The 16,140-nt window shown below is 58.8% G+C and carries 14 protein-coding genes and 1 tRNA gene; 12 read left to right on the top strand and 3 right to left on the bottom strand.

The genetic code is table 11. The annotated features are described in order from the left end of the window. The 3 genes from GBC55_RS26055 to GBC55_RS26045 form a co-directional block, all read left to right on the top strand. On the top strand, positions 1–568 hold a 568-nt coding region (locus GBC55_RS26055), incomplete at its 5' end, for a TolC family protein (protein WP_247267009.1). A 93-nt stretch (positions 569–661) separates the two neighbouring features. Then, complete coding sequence (locus tag GBC55_RS26050) at positions 662–1,297, top strand: NADH:ubiquinone oxidoreductase subunit N (RefSeq protein ID WP_162440362.1); 636 nt, start codon at positions 662–664, stop codon at positions 1,295–1,297. Between the two features lie 304 nt (positions 1,298–1,601). Continuing rightward, on the top strand, positions 1,602–3,113 hold the full coding sequence (locus GBC55_RS26045) for a YdgA family protein (protein ID WP_162440361.1): 1,512 nt from the start codon (positions 1,602–1,604) through the stop codon (positions 3,111–3,113). An 81-nt stretch (positions 3,114–3,194) separates the two neighbouring features. Here GBC55_RS26045 and GBC55_RS26040 read toward each other — a convergent pair whose 3' ends face one another. Beyond that, entirely contained in the window at positions 3,195–3,548 is a 354-nt protein-coding gene (locus GBC55_RS26040; RefSeq protein WP_162440360.1) for a DUF6124 family protein, read from the bottom strand. Between the two features lie 768 nt (positions 3,549–4,316). Here GBC55_RS26040 and GBC55_RS26035 point away from each other — a divergent pair. Further along, positions 4,317–5,438: an RHS repeat-associated core domain-containing protein gene (locus GBC55_RS26035; RefSeq protein ID WP_162440359.1), complete on the top strand. Its 1,122-nt coding sequence runs from the start codon at positions 4,317–4,319 to the stop codon at positions 5,436–5,438. Positions 5,439–5,601: 163 nt separating this feature from the next. On the opposite strand, the gene GBC55_RS26030 is transcribed toward GBC55_RS26035, so the two are convergent. After that, complete coding sequence (locus GBC55_RS26030) at positions 5,602–7,131, bottom strand: FAD-dependent oxidoreductase (RefSeq protein WP_162440358.1); 1,530 nt, start codon at positions 7,129–7,131, stop codon at positions 5,602–5,604. A 139-nt stretch (positions 7,132–7,270) separates the two neighbouring features. Between GBC55_RS26030 and GBC55_RS26025 the strand changes: the two genes are divergently transcribed. The 5 genes from GBC55_RS26025 (at position 7,271) to GBC55_RS26005 (ending at position 11,098) form a co-directional block, all read left to right on the top strand. Continuing rightward, positions 7,271–7,831, top strand: a complete 561-nt coding sequence (locus tag GBC55_RS26025; protein ID WP_162440357.1) for a YbhB/YbcL family Raf kinase inhibitor-like protein — start codon at positions 7,271–7,273, stop codon at positions 7,829–7,831. A gap of 87 nt (positions 7,832–7,918) precedes the next feature. Continuing rightward, on the top strand, positions 7,919–9,607 hold the full coding sequence (locus GBC55_RS26020; RefSeq protein WP_162440356.1) for a VWA domain-containing protein: 1,689 nt from the start codon (positions 7,919–7,921) through the stop codon (positions 9,605–9,607). Position 9,608: 1 nt separating this feature from the next. Continuing rightward, positions 9,609–10,175: an RNA polymerase sigma factor gene (locus GBC55_RS26015; protein WP_162440355.1), complete on the top strand. Its 567-nt coding sequence runs from the start codon at positions 9,609–9,611 to the stop codon at positions 10,173–10,175. Further along, complete coding sequence (locus tag GBC55_RS26010; RefSeq protein ID WP_162440354.1) at positions 10,172–10,804, top strand: hypothetical protein; 633 nt, start codon at positions 10,172–10,174, stop codon at positions 10,802–10,804. Before GBC55_RS26015 ends, GBC55_RS26010 begins: the two co-directional genes overlap by 4 nt. A gap of 21 nt (positions 10,805–10,825) precedes the next feature. Beyond that, entirely contained in the window at positions 10,826–11,098 is a 273-nt protein-coding gene (locus tag GBC55_RS26005) for a hypothetical protein (RefSeq protein ID WP_235992873.1), read from the top strand. A 323-nt stretch (positions 11,099–11,421) separates the two neighbouring features. Here the strand turns inward: GBC55_RS26005 and GBC55_RS26000 are convergent. Further along, positions 11,422–11,498, bottom strand: a tRNA-Arg gene (locus GBC55_RS26000). A 348-nt stretch (positions 11,499–11,846) separates the two neighbouring features. Between GBC55_RS26000 and gabD the strand changes: the two genes are divergently transcribed. From gabD to GBC55_RS25985, 3 genes are all read left to right on the top strand, one after another. Next, the gene (gene gabD, locus GBC55_RS25995) at positions 11,847–13,289 is read left to right on the top strand and encodes an NADP-dependent succinate-semialdehyde dehydrogenase (RefSeq protein ID WP_162440352.1); all 1,443 of its coding nucleotides are present in this window, start codon (positions 11,847–11,849) and stop codon (positions 13,287–13,289) included. 186 nt (positions 13,290–13,475) lie between these two features. Continuing rightward, on the top strand, positions 13,476–14,753 hold the full coding sequence (gene gabT / locus GBC55_RS25990; RefSeq protein ID WP_162440351.1) for a 4-aminobutyrate--2-oxoglutarate transaminase: 1,278 nt from the start codon (positions 13,476–13,478) through the stop codon (positions 14,751–14,753). Between the two features lie 142 nt (positions 14,754–14,895). Continuing rightward, entirely contained in the window at positions 14,896–16,110 is a 1,215-nt protein-coding gene (locus GBC55_RS25985) for an HDOD domain-containing protein (protein WP_162440350.1), read from the top strand. Positions 16,111–16,140 lie beyond the last annotated feature (30 nt).

Here is a 16,140-nt window from a genome sequence, read left to right as displayed (position 1 = left end):
CGATGTACGCCAGGCCGAACGCCGACTCGCCGCCGCGACCGCCGGTATCGGCATTGCCACCGGCGAGTTGTACCCGGACATCAGCATCGGCGCGTCCGTCGGTACCGTCGGCATTCTGGAAAACCTTGGCAAGCCGGCCACCAATCGCTGGGGTTTCGGTCCATTGCTGACCTGGACCGTGCCGTCCAACGGCTCACGGGCGCGCATTCGTGAGGCCGAAGCGACAACCCAAGGCTCGCTGGCGCATTTCGATGGCGTGGTGCTCAACGCCATCCGCGAGACCCAGACCGGTCTGGCCCAGTATTCGGCATTGCTGCAACGACGCGATGCCCTCGCCGATGCCGAGCAATCCGCGCAACAGGCGGCAGACCAGACCCACCGCTTCTTCCAGGCTGGCCGCGCGTCATTCCTGGCGGACCTTCAGGCCACCCGGACCTACACCGATGTGCGGGCACAACTGGCTGCCGCCAACACTCAAGTCGCCATGAGCCAGATCGATTTGTTCCTCGCATTGGGTGGCGGTTGGGAAAGCGGACGAACGCAAGGCTCGAACGCCAGCAAACCCTGAGGCCGTTGCTATGCTTTGATTGTTGGGCTGACGCGCCACGAGCCACGCCAGTCCACTGATCAAGGCTCGCGTTGGTCATGGGGATTAAAAATAATGAAAAACCCTTATGCTCCCGGCTTCTGGTGCGCTATTGCCGCGCTGGTCCTGCTGTCGGCCACTTATTTCTACGGCATCATGCTGGCCCACCAGATCGACAAAGCTCTGGTGTTCCTCGACAGCGCGTCGGCGCTGATTGCGGTGTTGGCCATTGTGGTCGTCGCCTGGGCTTCGGTTCAGGGCACCCGAATCAAGAAAAGACACCTCGAACAAGGCAAAACCCTGGTGCTCATCTGGGACACCAAGGTGGCGTTGCGGCGGGTCGAAACGGTGTTCGACCGTTATTTCTGGGGCAGCTACTGGCAACCGGGGCGCACGTTTCAGGAAGTCATGGGCGAACTCACTGGCACGCCGCTGGAAAAAAGCCTCGAAGCCTTGAAGAAGCAATGCCTGGCACTGGACAGGCAAGTCGCTGACGAAGGGCGGCACTGGCTCAACAATGCCCGTGAACTCTCCGACGTCGCCACCGCCATGGCTCGCGAACGCTATCAACTGGACTTCTGCGACCCGCGCGCGGACGTGACGGGCGGGGCGGTGATCAATCGGGATTTTGAGGTGCTGGTCTATACGTGGACCGCGCGGCTGAAAAGCTTTGATCATCAGCTGGATGAGATAGAGGTCCAGTATTCCTGAGTCAGGCCCCAGGTCCCTGTAGGAGCTAAGCTTGCTCGCGATTGCGAATACACCTTCACCATCAAAGTGATTGAAAATCGCCAGCGAGAGCAAGCTTTGCTCCTGCCGCGATGGCGATTTCATGTGTGCCGAAACTCTCACTCCCCTCGCACGGTCCCATAGACACTCTTTCACCTTTAATCATTGGGTCGCCCGGCGTGGCCGGTGCTAATCTCCATCCCACTTTCAGCGCAGTCGTATCCATAGCCCGGCACGGGTTCAGGGAAGACGGCCACACCTTCAAATCACGGACATTGGGTAATTCATGAATAAATCAGCAGGCGTGCTTCTTGGAATTGTCGTGGCCATCGGTGCAATCAGCGCCGGCGGTGCCTGGTACACCGGAACCAAACTGGAAGGTGTGCTGAACAGCTCGATCGCTGATGCCAACAAAGAACTGCAAGCGGCGCTGGTCGGTTCCAACGGCACTGCCTCGCTGGAGCTGGTTTCGCTGGAACGCAATGTCTTCAGCAGCACCGCCCACTATCGCCTCAAGGGCGAAGGCGAGATGTTCGGTGAGGCGCCGGTTGAATTGCTGTTCGTAGATCGTATCGAACACGGTCCGCTGCCGTTCTCGCGACTCGTGTCTCTGAAGTGGCTGCCGGTCATGGCCACCAGTCATTACGAATTGGAAAAGACGCCGCTCACCGAGAAGTGGTTCGCGGCGGCCAAGGACAAATCCCCGCTCACCGGCGTGGTCAACATCGGCTATGACAAGGCCACCAACGGCACGCTGAATTTGCTGCCGCTGGACGTGGCGCTGGACGACAAGTCCCACCTGAAATTTTCCGGTCTGAACATGGATGTCGCTGCCAGCGCGCAGGCGCAAAAGGTCAAGGCCGACGGGTACATGGACAGCCTGACCCTGAGCACAGTGGCTGAGGATCAGACCCCGGTGAAAGTCGAGATGAACGGCCTGACCTTCGCCAGCAACCTGACCAAGAGCACGTACGGTTACTACACCGGCGAAAACACGGTCGAACTGACCGACAGCAAGACCACTTTCGGCGCCAAGCAGTCGATCCTGGGCGTGAAGAAATTCGAGATGAAGAACAAGACCGAAGAATCGGGCACCAGCGCTTCGGGGCGTGCCGATTACAAGGTGGGCGAAGTGTCCTTGAACGGCAAGACCATCGGCTCTGCGCAGATGGCCATGAGCCTGAAGAACCTCGATGTTCCGGCAACGATGTCGTTGATGCAGATCTACCAGAGCAAACTGCAACCGTACGAGAAAGCCGCCGCTGAAGCTGCCGCCGCCGGTGAACCCGCGCCGGAACTGGTCCTGACCCCGGCTGAAGAAGCACAGGTCAAAACCGGTCTGGAAAAACTGCTGGCTGCCGGCCCGCAGGTGGCGCTGGAAAACCTGTCGCTCAACACCGCCAACGGCGAAAGCCGCGCCAACCTGGTGCTCGACCTGACCAAGCCGCAATCCATGGACTTGCCGGCAGATCAGCTGACCCGCCAACTGATTGCCCTGCTGGACGTCAATGTTCAGGTCTCCAAGCCGATGCTCGTTGACCTGTTCACCGTGCAGTCGCAAATCGACGGTCAGACCGACGCCAAGCTCATTGCCGATCAAGCCACTGCCACTGCCGACATGTTCAGCAGCATGGCGGTCGGTTCGCAGTTTGCGAAGCTGGACGGCAACAACATCGTCAGCAAATTGCACTACGCCAATAATCAGGTCGAATTCAACGGCCAGAAAATGACCGTGGAAGAATTCATCGGCTTCCTGATGAGTAAAGTGGGCGGTCCTGGCGAAGTCGAAGTTCAGTAAACCTGCAGCCCCCAAAAAACGCCCGGCCTCTGCACACTGCAGACGCCGGGCGTTTTGCTGTCCGGGTTTTGCGCCAGTTTTTTACTTGATCGCCGACGGTTCGAACCGATCCAGCGCCCGATTGACTGTCAGCTCGCTCAGCATGATCACCTGCGCAATGCCCAACAGCGCATTACGCGACGTCCCTTCCAGATGATCCGCCAGATCAGTGGCCATCACATTGGCCGACGCGAGTGACTCGCAGGCATAAGCCAGCAGGGTTTCGGTATCGGCCTCGGGGTTGACGGTGAAGAGGGTGCAGAGTTTGCGTGGGGTGGCTTTGATGTCGGCGAACGAGGGGGTGCGCTCGGGTGCTGAATGGCAGGGATTTGAATCGGGATCGCGGGAGGGCTCTACCGGGCTGGAGCCTGGTGGATTGGGTGTCGGTTTGACCATGATTTTCATTTCCTGATTGGGCTGCCATACCTCGCTACTAATACAAGGGGTGGCGGCTGTACGCAGGTTAGTAGACCGGGGAAATGAAGAAAGCCGGCGCGCCCAAGGACGCCCTACGCACAGCCACCATCAAGTTCAGGTATGGAAATACCTACAAGACAGACGCCTGTGCACCCTTCAAATACCACGGGCTACTAAACCCGATCACTGCGAATCAGTGACCCGGCTGAAGTTACCGACCCGCCCCAAGGCGCACAAGCCGGCGGATTCTGGCGTACCTGTAGGCATCCACGCAAGGCGATGTAGCTTTCAAGAAGTGAAGCTGACGGCGATTAAACAGGGCCATCTAAAACGAAATTCAGCAAGCCCAAAGCCATATCCCAGCCAGACAGAAAACCCCAACAAACACGGTCAAACTGTAGGAGCGAGCCTGCTCGCGATGGGGCCAGAACAGCCCACACAAATCACAAAAACCTGATTGCAGCACACCAGCCCGGGAAATTTCCCACACCTTCAGCAGAAACATCCTCCCCTGTAGGAGCTGCCGCAGGCTGCGATCTTTTGATCTTGAAAGACAAAAAATCGCAGCCTCGTTTCACTCGACAGCTCCAGGAGCGAGCCTGATCGCGATGAAAACAGACCATTGCAATCAGGCTCGCACACTCGATTTGCGGCACTGTGACCCTAGCAGTTCTGCTAGTACCCAACACCCGCGAAATGCACCACAGTAAAACCCTGAACCGACGCACCATTCAGGGAGCCCGCCCCATGCCATCCAATCGCGAAACCCTGCTCTGCCGCTACTACTACGACCCACTGGATCGCCTCGCCGATTCCGCGTTGCCTGTTACAGAGCAAGTGAGCATCCAGCGCTTTTACCAAAAAAACCGCCTCGCCACTGAGGTTCAAGGCGTGGTGCAGCGCTCGATCATGCAGCACGACGATCAACTGCTGGCGCAACAACATCGCCAGACCGGCGCCGAAGCAACAACCCGACTACTCGCCACCGACCAACAGCGCTCGGTGTTGAACGTGTTGAACGCAACCCAGCCAAATCCTCTCGCCTATACAGCTTATGGTCACCGCCCATCCGAAAGCGGCTTACTCAGCCTGCTCGGCTTCAACGGCGAACGCCCGGACCCGGTGACCGGGTGTTATTTGTTGGGTAATGGCTATCGGGCATTCAGCCCGGTGTTGATGCGGTTTAACAGTCCGGACAGCTGGAGTCCGTTTGGCGAAGGTGGGTTGAATGCGTATGCGTATTGCGACGGGGATTCGGTGAACCGACTGGATCCGACAGGGCATGCAGGTATCTTTGGAATGCTGAAATTTATCGGAAGAACGCTCGGTTTCAGAAAGTCATCGCATGTCGCTCACAAAGCAGCCTCAACCTCTTCTCTTTATGCCGATGTCGGACCAACCATTTCCCAAGGAAGTTCTTCCTCTGGTTACGCAACTATAAAATCCTATTCAAGTGTCTCGGCCACCCCCCCATTACCTTCGCGCTCCCCACCCGGAAGTATTACTCAGGGTCCTGTCTCCACCATTGGCCCCTCAGCCTCTGTTCGTGGACGCAATCCAAATAAAGCTCAATTAGTACCGGACACCACTCTCAGTGAGTTACCGTGGCAGCATCCTCAGGTGGCTACCAGAGAATGGGCTGGCACGATTCAGAATGTGCCTGATGAACAGCTGGCAAACTCCGTACTAATTCCACGACCCGGCGCAGGAATACACTCAGAAGTACGTCTTGCTGTGCAGGCTCGAGGTGTGGCTCTCGAGCCCACCCGGATGAAAATGTTTCAAAGCGACTACCAACCGGTTGGATACATGAACAAGAAAGGCGTGATGTCCGTGAAATGGGAAAGAACAAAAATCCGCCGTAGTTAATTGCACGAAACTTGCGCAAGCGCTCGTTGAGAACCATCAAGACTTACCCTTGAAAAGGGCGACAAGAAGTCGCCCTTTTCAATAGATTGAATGTGTTTATGTCGCATTGGCCGCGCCCCGATCCAGGCGCGGCCACAAAAGTAGATCGAATAGGGCGAAGTGTTCACCCAACATCCCGAATCAACCGCCACGCCTCATCCACCGACAACGGCTGCTTCATCCGCTCGGCAAGCATCGCCATCGCCCGCTCTTCATCGCACGCCACCGCTGCCGCCACCACGCCGTTCTTGCCAAACAGCCCGATAAACGGCGGATGGTTCGGATCGCCTTTGAACTCGACTTCATCCCACGACTCGGCATGCCCGAGGTAGTCGTAGTTTTTGCCGAAATGCCAGGTCCAGAAATACGGCACGTCGAGGTAATGCTCGTCGCCACCCAGCATGTTCGCCGCGGCGATGCGCGCGTGTTGCTGGGCCAGACGCCAGTGCTCGATTCGCTGTGGCTGGCCGTTGAGCGGGAAGGTGGCGATGTCGCCGACCGCCCAGAGTCCTTCCGCTACGCGCATGCCGCCGTCGACTGTAAGCGACTGATCTTTTTCCTTTGGCAAATCACTGAACACTTCAGTAGCGGGTGTGACACCAATCCCCACCAGCACCAGATCTGCGGGCAACCGCTGACCGGTGTCCAGATGCACGGCTTCAACTTTTGCACTGCCTTCGATGTGCGTGGCTTCGCCTTCGGTCTGAAAGCGCACGCCGTTCGCTTCGTGCCGGGCACGGATAGCCTTGCCGACGGTGTCGCCGAATTGCGCGGCGAAGGGCACGGCATGTCGGGCGAGCACGGTCACGTCCATGCCGTATTGACGCAGCGCCCCCGCAGACTCCAGGGCAATGAAACTGTCGCCGATGATCACGGCTTTCTGGCCTGGTGTTGCCGTTTTCAGGATCTCCTGCGCGTGCTGTTTGGAGCGCAGCAAAAAGACCTGTGGCAAATCGGCGCCGGGCAGCTTGAGCGGGTTGGGTGTGCCGCCGGTGGCGAGCAATGCAGCGTCGTACGTCAGGGACTGGCCGTCCTTGAGTTGGAGGGATTTGCTCGGGGCATCAAGGCGGGCGACTTCACCGGTGATTCGTTCGATGCGTTGTTCGCGGTAAAACTGTTCATCGCGCAGCGGTGGGATTTCTTCCGGTGGCATCTCTCCGCCGATCACGAATTTGCTCAGTACCGTACGGTCGTAACCCGCGTCGGTTTCTCGATCGATCAACAGGATTCGACCGCCGAAACCCTTTTCCCTCAACGCTGCAGCGCCCGCCGTGCCTGCGGCCCCCGCGCCAATGATCACAAATGTCCGATCATCGTCCGCAGGCGGAGTATGGGCGTCCGGCAGTGCCCGATCATCCACCCAGACTTCGTCGTCGCGCACTTCCACCGGATAGCGTTTCAGGCTGTCGAGCGAGGGCGGTTCACACAGGGCACCGTCTTCGATCCGATACGCCGCTTTATGCCACGGGCAAATCAACCGCCCGTTGCACACCGCGCCTTCTGCCAGCGGTGCGCCAGCGTGAGGGCATTCACCCTGATAGGCGCGGATTTGATCGCCGAACCGCAGCAAAACAATTTTTGCCTCTCCGATGTGGACCTCCAGGCCGTGGTGTTCAGGCACATCGGCGAAACGGGCGGCGCGGTGCAGGGTCATGATCGCTCTCCGGGCAGTCATTTCAGTTAAGAGTTAATTGCCGATCACGAGGTTCAGCCAAATCCCCCTGCCACGGCATGAACGGTACAGCTATAGTGCGCAAGCCGACGACGGCCCCATCCGCACAAGGTGCTCCGGAATGACCCGATTGACCTCTCTGTCCCCTTGGCTGGCGGCCCTTGCAGTCGCCTTCTGCGTGCAGTTTCCGGCACAGGCCCAGGAGCGTTTCACCCTGAACATTCCAGGTGTCACCGACGATCGACTCTTCACGGCTGCCGCCGCCAGCGATGCCGAAGGGTGTGGCGGTCACAATCTTTCTCCAGCGCTGAACTGGAACGCCGGCCCACCAGGCACGCTCAGCTATGCGATCGTCATGCACGACCCGGATGGTCAGAAAGGCCAGGGCGTCGATCACTGGGTGCATTACGGGATCAAGGCCAACACCCATCAAATCGCTGCGGGTACAGGCGCCAAGCCTGGCCTCGAAGGCGTGGGTGGCACCAACAGCAAAGGCAGCACGACCTATGTCGGTCCTTGCCCGCCGATCGGCGACAGCGCGCATCACTACATCATCCAGCTCTATGCCCTGGACCTCGCTCCGGATGCCTTGCCCGCCGGCCTGACGCGTGTGCAACTGCTGGAAAAAATCAAAGGTCATGTGCTCAGGAACAGCAGCGTGGTGCGGCGTTATCACCGCTGAAGTTTTTTTCGGATGACTTAACCCGAACTGACCGGGCTGCCCGTCTCAGAGGATGAATGGATCATTATTCTCCTGAGGTCAGCCCCCATGTCCCTTCCTCTGCATTTCCTTCGCCCGGCCGCCCAGGGTTTCGCCGCCGGCTTATTGCTGTCGATTGCCGGATGTGGCGCTTCGTCCAAAACGGAACCGGCGCGTGTTTCCGTGTCGGCGCCGGCTCAAGCCGAGCTGAAGACAGAGGCGCTGGCGCTGGGTGACGCCGCAATGGCCAAGCGCGCTGTGCGCGCGGCACCGTTTGCACCGATGCCTGAAGCGCCCCCATCGGGCTACCAGGATGAGCAGCGCGAGCAGTATGAAAATCTTGCTGATAACCCGATCCACAGTGTTGCCCAGGCACCGGTGTCGACCTTCAGCGCCGACGTCGATACTGGCGCTTATGCCAACGTCCGCCGCTTGCTCAATCAGGGGCGGCTGCCACCCGAAGGCGCGGTGCGTCTCGAAGAAATGGTCAATTACTTTCCCTACGATTACGCCCTGCCCACGGACGGCTCGCCCTTTGGCGTGACCACCGAACTGGCACCCTCGCCGTGGAACCCGCAGACGCGTTTGTTGCGGATCGGTATCAAAGCGTCGGACCGCGCGGTGGCGGAGCTGGCCCCGGCGAACCTGGTGTTTCTGGTCGATGTATCGGGCTCCATGGACCGCCGCGAAGGTTTGCCGCTGGTTAAAAGCACCCTGAAATTGCTGGTCGACCAGTTGCGCGAACAGGATCGCGTGTCGCTGGTGGTGTATGCCGGCGAATCCCGGGTGGTGCTGGAACCAACTTCCGGACGGGAAAAAGCGAAAATTCGCACAGCCATCGATCAATTGTCGGCGGGCGGTTCGACGGCTGGCGCGTCCGGCATCGAGCTGGCCTATCAATTGGCGCAACAGGCCTTCATCCCCAAAGGCATCAACCGCATCCTGCTGGCCACGGACGGTGACTTCAACGTCGGTGTCAGCGACTTCGACAGTCTCAAACAAATGGCTGTGGATAAACGCAAAACGGGAGTCTCCCTGACCACCTTGGGTTTTGGTGTGGATAACTACAATGAGCACTTGATGGAGCAACTGGCCGATGCCGGCGATGGGAACTATGCCTACATCGATAACCTGCGCGAGGCGCGCAAAGTGCTGGTGGATCAGCTCGGCTCGACCCTCGCCGTCGTGGCAAAAAACGTGAAGCTGCAAGTGGAGTTCAATCCGGCGCAAGTCAGCGAATATCGGCTGTTGGGTTATGAGAATCGCGCGTTGAAGCGTGAGGATTTCAGCAATGACAAGGTCGATGCCGGTGAGATCGGTGCAGGGCATACGGTGACGGCCTTGTATGAAATTGTTCCGAAGGGTGAGAAGGGTTGGCTTGAGCCGTTGCGTTATGGCGACTCCACCGTCGCCAAGTCCGGGAGTTCAGATGAATTGGCGATGCTGCGTGTGCGATATCAGTTGCCGGAAGGTGGGAACAGTCGCCTGATCGAGCGGCCGATTGCGGCGGGCTCGGAGGGCAAAGCCAGCGACGACTTGCGATTCGCGGCGGCCGTGGCGGCGTTTTCTCAACAGCTCAAGGATGGACGTTACACCGGCACTTTCAGCTTGAAGGATACCGAGGCGCTGGCGCGGGGTGCCAGGGGGGATGACCGTTTTGGCCTGCGCGCGGAATTCGTGCAGTTGGTGGAACTGGCGCAGAGCCTTCAACTTCCCGCTACCACGGGCCAGCAGGCGCAGATAGGAGGCAACCACTGACATGTCTGCATCCGAACCGAGCGACGAATCGCTGCTGGCCCAATATCGCTCGGGTGACGGGCCGGCGTTCGAGATCTTGTACGCCCGTCATCGACAGGGGCTTTATCGGTTCCTGCTCGGGCTCAGCGGCAAATCCGAGCTGGCCGAAGAGGTTTATCAAGACACCTGGCTCAGCCTGATCCGCAGCACCAGTCAGCCACAAGGTCGGGCGAATTTTCGTACATGGCTGTATCAGATCGCCCGCAACCGACTGATTGATCATTGGCGTAAACACGGCATCCGCAACCCGTTGCACGACAGCTATGACGAACAGGTGCATGCCTTGAGCGACGACTCTGCCGACCCCGAGCAACTGCTGAGCCTGAGCCGCGACAGCCAACGCCTGGAAAACGCGCTGCACACCTTGCCCGCGGACCAGCGCGAAGTCTTCCTGCTGCGCGCACACGGCGATCTCGACTTGCCGCAGATCGCCACCCTTACCGAAACCCCGCTGGAAACCGTTAAAAGCCGCTTGCGTTACGCCCAGCAAAAACTGCGTCGGCTGCTGGCCGAGGAGGTACTGACATGACTGACGCCCGTCCTACACCGGAAGAGGAAGTGGTGAAGCACTTTCGAGAACACGCCAGCGGCGAGCCATCCGCGCATCTGGATGCCTTCATCCTGTCCGCTGCACACCGTGAAACGCCCACGCCGAAACCCTCTGTTTGGCAACGCTGGGTCCAAGCCTGCCAAAAACCCCGTTGGCAAGTGGCCTTCGCCAGCCTGGTCGGCGTCGCGCTGATGCTGGCGCTGGTCCAACGCACGCCCGAGCACGCGCCAACCTACGATTCCACCCCGGCACCCAAAACCTCGTCTTTTGCGGCCAAGAAAGAATCCGCAGAAGCGCCGGCATCACTTGCCCGCTCAATGGCTGCCCCGGCCGGCGCGAAGCCCGCGCCTGCACCTGCAGCACCCATGGCCGATTTTGCCGCCCCGGCCCAGAGCGAATCGGTCCATGCTGAAATGGCGGATGAAGCGAAGGTCAGCAAAAGATCCGCGGCGGCTCCGTCGAAGTTTATCGACGACCAATTACGTGAAGTGATTCGCCTGCAAAAGGCCGGTCAAACCAAAGCAGCCGACGACCTGATGACGACATTGCACAAACGCTTTCCCAAGGAAAACCTCGCCCCTCGACTCAAGGAACTGCAGAAACACTAAGTGGCTGGGGCGGTCGACCATTTGGCAACGAGACCCGAAAGCGCGCACTATCGGCCTATAGCCGATGCGTTGGAGGAAGCCATGGCGAAAAAAATCGACCGCATCGCCCAAATGCTCAACTGCCCGGTCAAGGGTGAGGAATTACGGCGAGCAGTGACTGAGAGTCGCAAAGAGTTTCTGTTGGCGCAGGAAAAGGAACAGGCCCTTCTGGCGGATGACCTTGATGACGAGGTGTTCGAAGAGGAGGAGGGCGATGATGAGGAATATGACGAGTTTGATTGGACGACTGAATGAAAAAAACCGAATTCGCAGTTTGTTGCAGTTCCTGGCCATAGCCGCTCAGCTGGTCAGTGTTTGCAGCAGGTTTTTGACCCGGTTCAGGCCGACGAAGTAGTTATGGCTATTGCAGCAAGCCGTGATGATCCTCGCCCCGCTGTTGCTGCCGCAACCGTATTTGACGAGCTTGAAATGCTTTTTGAGGGCATCGAAGCGAAGCAACGCGGTTCATAGGAAACACCGCCCAGCCTTGAAAAAGGTGAAATTATTATTCAGGACGCGACGACACCCACAAAAAAGCCCCAGACCCTAAGGCCTGAGGCTTTTTCGTTTCTACTATATGGTGCACCAGGCGGGATTCGAACCCACGACCACTGCCTTCGGAGGGCAGTACTCTATCCAGCTGAGCTACTGGTGCAAGCGGGCGCCATGATACTCATATGCACTGCACGCGTCCATGCTGCTGAATCGCCTGCGTTTTTCGCGCGCTGAACGGCTGTTCGCTACGTTGATCAGAAAAAACAGGCGAATATGGCGTTTTCGTTCTTTTTTTCGAACAACCTATTGTCCTTTACCCCCTTTGATCCTAGGATTCGTTTGAGATTTCAAACGCTCTTGTCTGGGTGCTGAACCGCACGAGTTCGATCAGTGCGCTATTTATGTGCTTCAGCCCGGTGAATGATTTCCCTGACGGCAGCCTCCAAGGCGCCTTTCTACAATCATAATTCGCTCCGCGCTGGTCGCGGTGCTGTTAAGGAAAGCCGACATGCAGCTTAAAGACACCCAGTTGTTCCGCCAGCAAGCCTTCATCGATGGCGCTTGGGTTGATGCGGACAATGGTCAGACGATCAAGGTCAATAACCCGGCAACGGGCGAAATTCTGGGCACTGTGCCAAAAATGGGCGCTGCTGAAACCCGTCGTGCAATCGAAGCCGCTGATAAAGCGCTGCCGGCCTGGCGTGCACTGACCGCCAAGGATCGCGCGAACAAGCTGCGTCGCTGGTTCGAACTGATCATCGAGAACCAGGATGACCTGGCTCGCTTGATGACACTGGAGCAAGGCAAGCCATTGGCCGAAGCCAAGGGCGAGATCGTTTACGCCGCTTCCTTTATCGAGTGGTTCGCTGAAGAAGCCAAGCGCATCTACGGTGATGTGATTCCTGGTCACCAACCCGACAAGCGCCTGATCGTGATCAAGCAGCCAATCGGTGTGACCGCTGCTATTACGCCGTGGAACTTCCCGGCCGCGATGATCACCCGTAAAGCCGGCCCGGCACTCGCCGCGGGTTGCACCATGGTGCTCAAGCCTGCTTCGCAAACCCCGTTCTCCGCGTTCGCGTTGGCTGAACTGGCTCAGCGTGCCGGCATTCCTGCCGGTGTGTTCAGTGTTGTGTCCGGCAGCGCCGGCGACATCGGCAGCGAGCTGACCAGCAACCCGATCGTGCGCAAACTGTCCTTCACTGGTTCGACCGAAATCGGTCGTCAGCTGATGGCTGAATGCGCCAAGGACATCAAGAAAGTGTCCCTGGAACTGGGCGGTAACGCGCCGTTCATCGTGTTCGACGACGCCGACCTGGATAAGGCCGTTGAAGGCGCGATCATTTCCAAATACCGCAACAATGGCCAGACCTGCGTCTGCGCCAACCGTTTGTACATCCAGGATTCGGTCTACGACGCGTTTGCCGAGAAGCTGAAAGTGGCTGTGTCCAAACTCAAGATCGGCAACGGTCTGGAAGACGGCACCACCACGGGTCCGCTGATCGACGAAAAAGCCGTCGCCAAGGTGCAAGAGCACATCGCTGATGCCGTCAGCAAAGGCGCGACCGTGCTGTCCGGTGGCAAGAGCATGGAAGGCAACTTCTTCGAACCGACCATCCTGACCAACGTGCCAAACAACGCAGCCGTGGCCAAGGAAGAAACCTTTGGTCCGTTGGCGCCGCTGTTCCGTTTCAAAGACGAAGCCGACGTGATCGCGATGTCGAACGACACCGAGTTTGGTCTGGCGTCGTACTTCTATGCCCGTGACCTGGGTCGTGTGTTCCGTGTGGCTGAAGCCCTGGAATACGGCATGGTCGGCGTCAACACCGGGTTGATCTCCAACGAAGTCGCGCCGTTCGGCGGCATCAAGGCGTCGGGCCTGGGCCGTGAAGGCTCCAAGTACGGCATCGAAGATTACCTGGAAATCAAATACCTCTGCCTGGGCATCTAAGCTCGGAAGACGGGAACTGCAGTAAGCGCAAAGGGCACGAGAGCGCTGCTCCTTTGCGCGTTTCAACCGAAATTTTCTCGGTGGCCGGGAAAGCTGTGGCAGTCGATCATCGCATGCTGCCGTAGTTGCCTCCCCGCCGCTTTATCCTTGAGCTACGCCGACCGATGAGCGGCGAATGAGGAATGTATGAGCAAGACTAACGCTTCTTTGATGAAACGCCGCGAAGCCGCTGTACCGCGTGGTGTTGGCCAGATTCACCCGATCTTCGCCGAGTCCGCGAAGAACGCCACCGTGACCGACGTTGAAGGTCGCGAGTTCATCGACTTCGCCGGCGGTATCGCCGTGCTGAACACCGGCCACGTGCACCCTAAAATCATCGCCGCCGTGACTGAGCAGCTGAACAAGCTGACTCACACCTGCTTCCAGGTGTTGGCGTACGAACCGTATGTAGAGCTGTGCGAGAAAATCAACGCCAAGGTGCCAGGTGATTTCGACAAGAAAACCCTGTTGGTCACCACCGGTTCCGAAGCGGTAGAAAACGCTGTGAAGATCGCCCGTGCCGCCACTGGCCGTGCTGGCGTGATCGCCTTCACTGGCGCGTACCACGGTCGCACCATGATGACCCTGGGCCTGACCGGTAAAGTCGTCCCTTACTCGGCTGGCATGGGTTTGATGCCTGGCGGCGTGTTCCGCGCGTTGTACCCGAACGAACTGCACGGTGTGAGCGTCGACGATTCGATCGCCAGCATCGAACGCATCTTCAAGAACGACGCCGAGCCGCGTGATATCGCTGCGATCATCATCGAGCCGGTTCAGGGCGAAGGCGGTTTCTACGTCGCGCCTAAAGAGTTCATGAAGCGTCTGCGCGCCCTGTGCGACCAGCACGGCATCCTGTTGATCGCTGACGAAGTACAGACCGGCGCTGGCCGTACTGGCACCTTCTTCGCGATGGAGCAGATGGGCGTTAGCGCTGACCTGACCACCTTCGCCAAATCCATCGCTGGCGGCTTCCCGCTCGCCGGTGTGTGCGGCAAGGCCGAATACATGGACGCCATTGCTCCAGGCGGCCTGGGCGGCACCTACGCCGGTAGCCCGATCGCTTGCGCCGCGGCCCTGGCCGTGATGGAAGTGTTCGAAGAAGAGCAACTGCTGGATCGCTGCAAGGCAGTCGGCGAGCGTCTGGTGACTGGCCTTAAAGCTATCCAGGCCAAGTACCCGGTGATCGGTGAAGTTCGTGCCTTGGGCGCAATGATCGCCGTCGAGCTGTTCGTTGATGGCGACAGCCACAAGCCGAACGCCGCTGCTGTGGCATCGGTTGTGGCCAAGGCGCGCGACAAGGGCCTGATCCTGCTGTCCTGCGGTACTTACGGCAACGTTCTGCGTGTACTCGTACCGCTGACCTCGCCCGACGAGCAATTGGACAAAGGTCTGGCAATCATCGAAGAGTGCTTCTCGGAGCTTTGATCTAAAGTGCTCGTATGAAAGTGTGAGCTGATCAACAAAAAAACCCGCTTTGGCGGGTTTTTTTGTGTCCGTGAATGACATCGTGCTGTATCGAATGGCCAGCATTGAACTAAGGTGCGAGCATCGTCTTCGGAGCGTACAGATGACTGTTGTAGTTTTGCCTGCGGCACCGCGTGTGCTAATTGCCGAGGCCGATCCCTGGTCCCGCGATCTGCTCAAGCAGGTGTTGTTGAATGTTCGGTGCGACGCACGGCTGGACCTGTGCGCTAACGGTCAGGAAGCGCTGCACCTGTTGTCGCAGAACCCTTACGACCTGGTGATTGCCGATTGGGAGCTGCCCGGCGTCGATGGTTTGAATGTCTTGCGCAGTATTCGCCAGCGTAAACGCAATCCGCCGCTGCCGTTCATTCTGATGAGCAACCGTAATGACAGCGTCAGCGTGCGCGAGGCGTTGCCTTTGGCACCCTCGGCGTATCTGACCAAGCCCCTGAACATGGAGAGCCTGACCCAGCGTCTGCAGGCGTTTCTGTTGAACGTGGGTGAAGAAGTCTTGTGCGAAGCACCGACACTGGCGCCGGGCATGACCTTGTCGGTGTACCTGGAGCGCCGTCGTGAGCAGGCCGATGGCGCGCCTTTGATGACCGACGTGGAATTGGCAGTCAAACGCAGCCTCAATCCCACGGGTCTCGATCTGACGGCGCTGCACGACGAAACCAGAACGGATCCGCAAGTCACCGCCGTGTTGATCGCTGCCGCCAACAGCGCCGCCCAGCACAAAGGCGCACCCGTGCAGACCCTGCTTGAAGCACTGCATCGTCTTGGTACCGGACAAAGCATGAACCTGATTCTGGGGTTGGCCCTCAAGCGAAGCGCCCGGCTCAGTGATCCGTGTCTGGCGGACTACGCCGAGCGCTATTGGGAGCTGTCGCTGCACACCGCTGAATACGCACGGACCCTGGCGCGGTTGCTGGACCTGGATCAGGAGCGCTGTTATTGCGCCGGCATGCTGCATCGCCTGGGTGATCTGGCGTTACTACGGTGCCTGCAGGAATGGAAGCAGTCTGGCGGCGCGCTGGATGACCTGGAGGAGGTTGGCGAGGCGCTGGCTGAATTCGGGGCGGCCTACGGATCGGCATTGCGAACCCGCTGGCGTCTGCCATTGGAGCTGCGTGAGCTGATTGCGGCGGTCTACCAGTTCGGTGGCGGGGTTTACTCGCGCGAAGCGCTGGTGATGAACATGGCGGCGCAACTGGCGCGGCTGGGCGAGCACGAGGGGCTTGAGGCACTGGCCAAGAGCCGGACGGCGCGCTTGCTGAAGATAGGGCTGCCGGAATTGATGCGGTTGCGCAAAAAGTAGTTCGCACTGGAAATCCCCTGTAGGAGCTGT

The sequence above is a fragment of the Pseudomonas sp. TNT3 genome (assembly GCF_010095445.2).
Lineage (GTDB): Bacteria > Pseudomonadota > Gammaproteobacteria > Pseudomonadales > Pseudomonadaceae > Aquipseudomonas.
The sequence above is the reverse complement of the archived record's forward strand: the minus strand, read 5'-3'. Positions and strand labels throughout refer to the sequence as shown.

Coding starts and splice junctions, on each gene's coding strand:
- GBC55_RS26050 (WP_162440362.1), top strand. CDS start 662: ATGAAAAACCCTTATGCTCCCGGCTTCTGGTGCGCTATTGCCGCGCTG.
- GBC55_RS26045 (WP_162440361.1), top strand. CDS start 1,602: ATGAATAAATCAGCAGGCGTGCTTCTTGGAATTGTCGTGGCCATCGGT.
- GBC55_RS26040 (WP_162440360.1), bottom strand. CDS start 3,548: ATGGTCAAACCGACACCCAATCCACCAGGCTCCAGCCCGGTAGAGCCC.
- GBC55_RS26035 (WP_162440359.1), top strand. CDS start 4,317: ATGCCATCCAATCGCGAAACCCTGCTCTGCCGCTACTACTACGACCCA.
- GBC55_RS26030 (WP_162440358.1), bottom strand. CDS start 7,131: ATGACCCTGCACCGCGCCGCCCGTTTCGCCGATGTGCCTGAACACCAC.
- GBC55_RS26025 (WP_162440357.1), top strand. CDS start 7,271: ATGACCCGATTGACCTCTCTGTCCCCTTGGCTGGCGGCCCTTGCAGTC.
- GBC55_RS26020 (WP_162440356.1), top strand. CDS start 7,919: ATGTCCCTTCCTCTGCATTTCCTTCGCCCGGCCGCCCAGGGTTTCGCC.
- GBC55_RS26015 (WP_162440355.1), top strand. CDS start 9,609: ATGTCTGCATCCGAACCGAGCGACGAATCGCTGCTGGCCCAATATCGC.
- GBC55_RS26010 (WP_162440354.1), top strand. CDS start 10,172: ATGACTGACGCCCGTCCTACACCGGAAGAGGAAGTGGTGAAGCACTTT.
- gabD (WP_162440352.1), top strand. CDS start 11,847: ATGCAGCTTAAAGACACCCAGTTGTTCCGCCAGCAAGCCTTCATCGAT.
- gabT (WP_162440351.1), top strand. CDS start 13,476: ATGAGCAAGACTAACGCTTCTTTGATGAAACGCCGCGAAGCCGCTGTA.
- GBC55_RS25985 (WP_162440350.1), top strand. CDS start 14,896: ATGACTGTTGTAGTTTTGCCTGCGGCACCGCGTGTGCTAATTGCCGAG.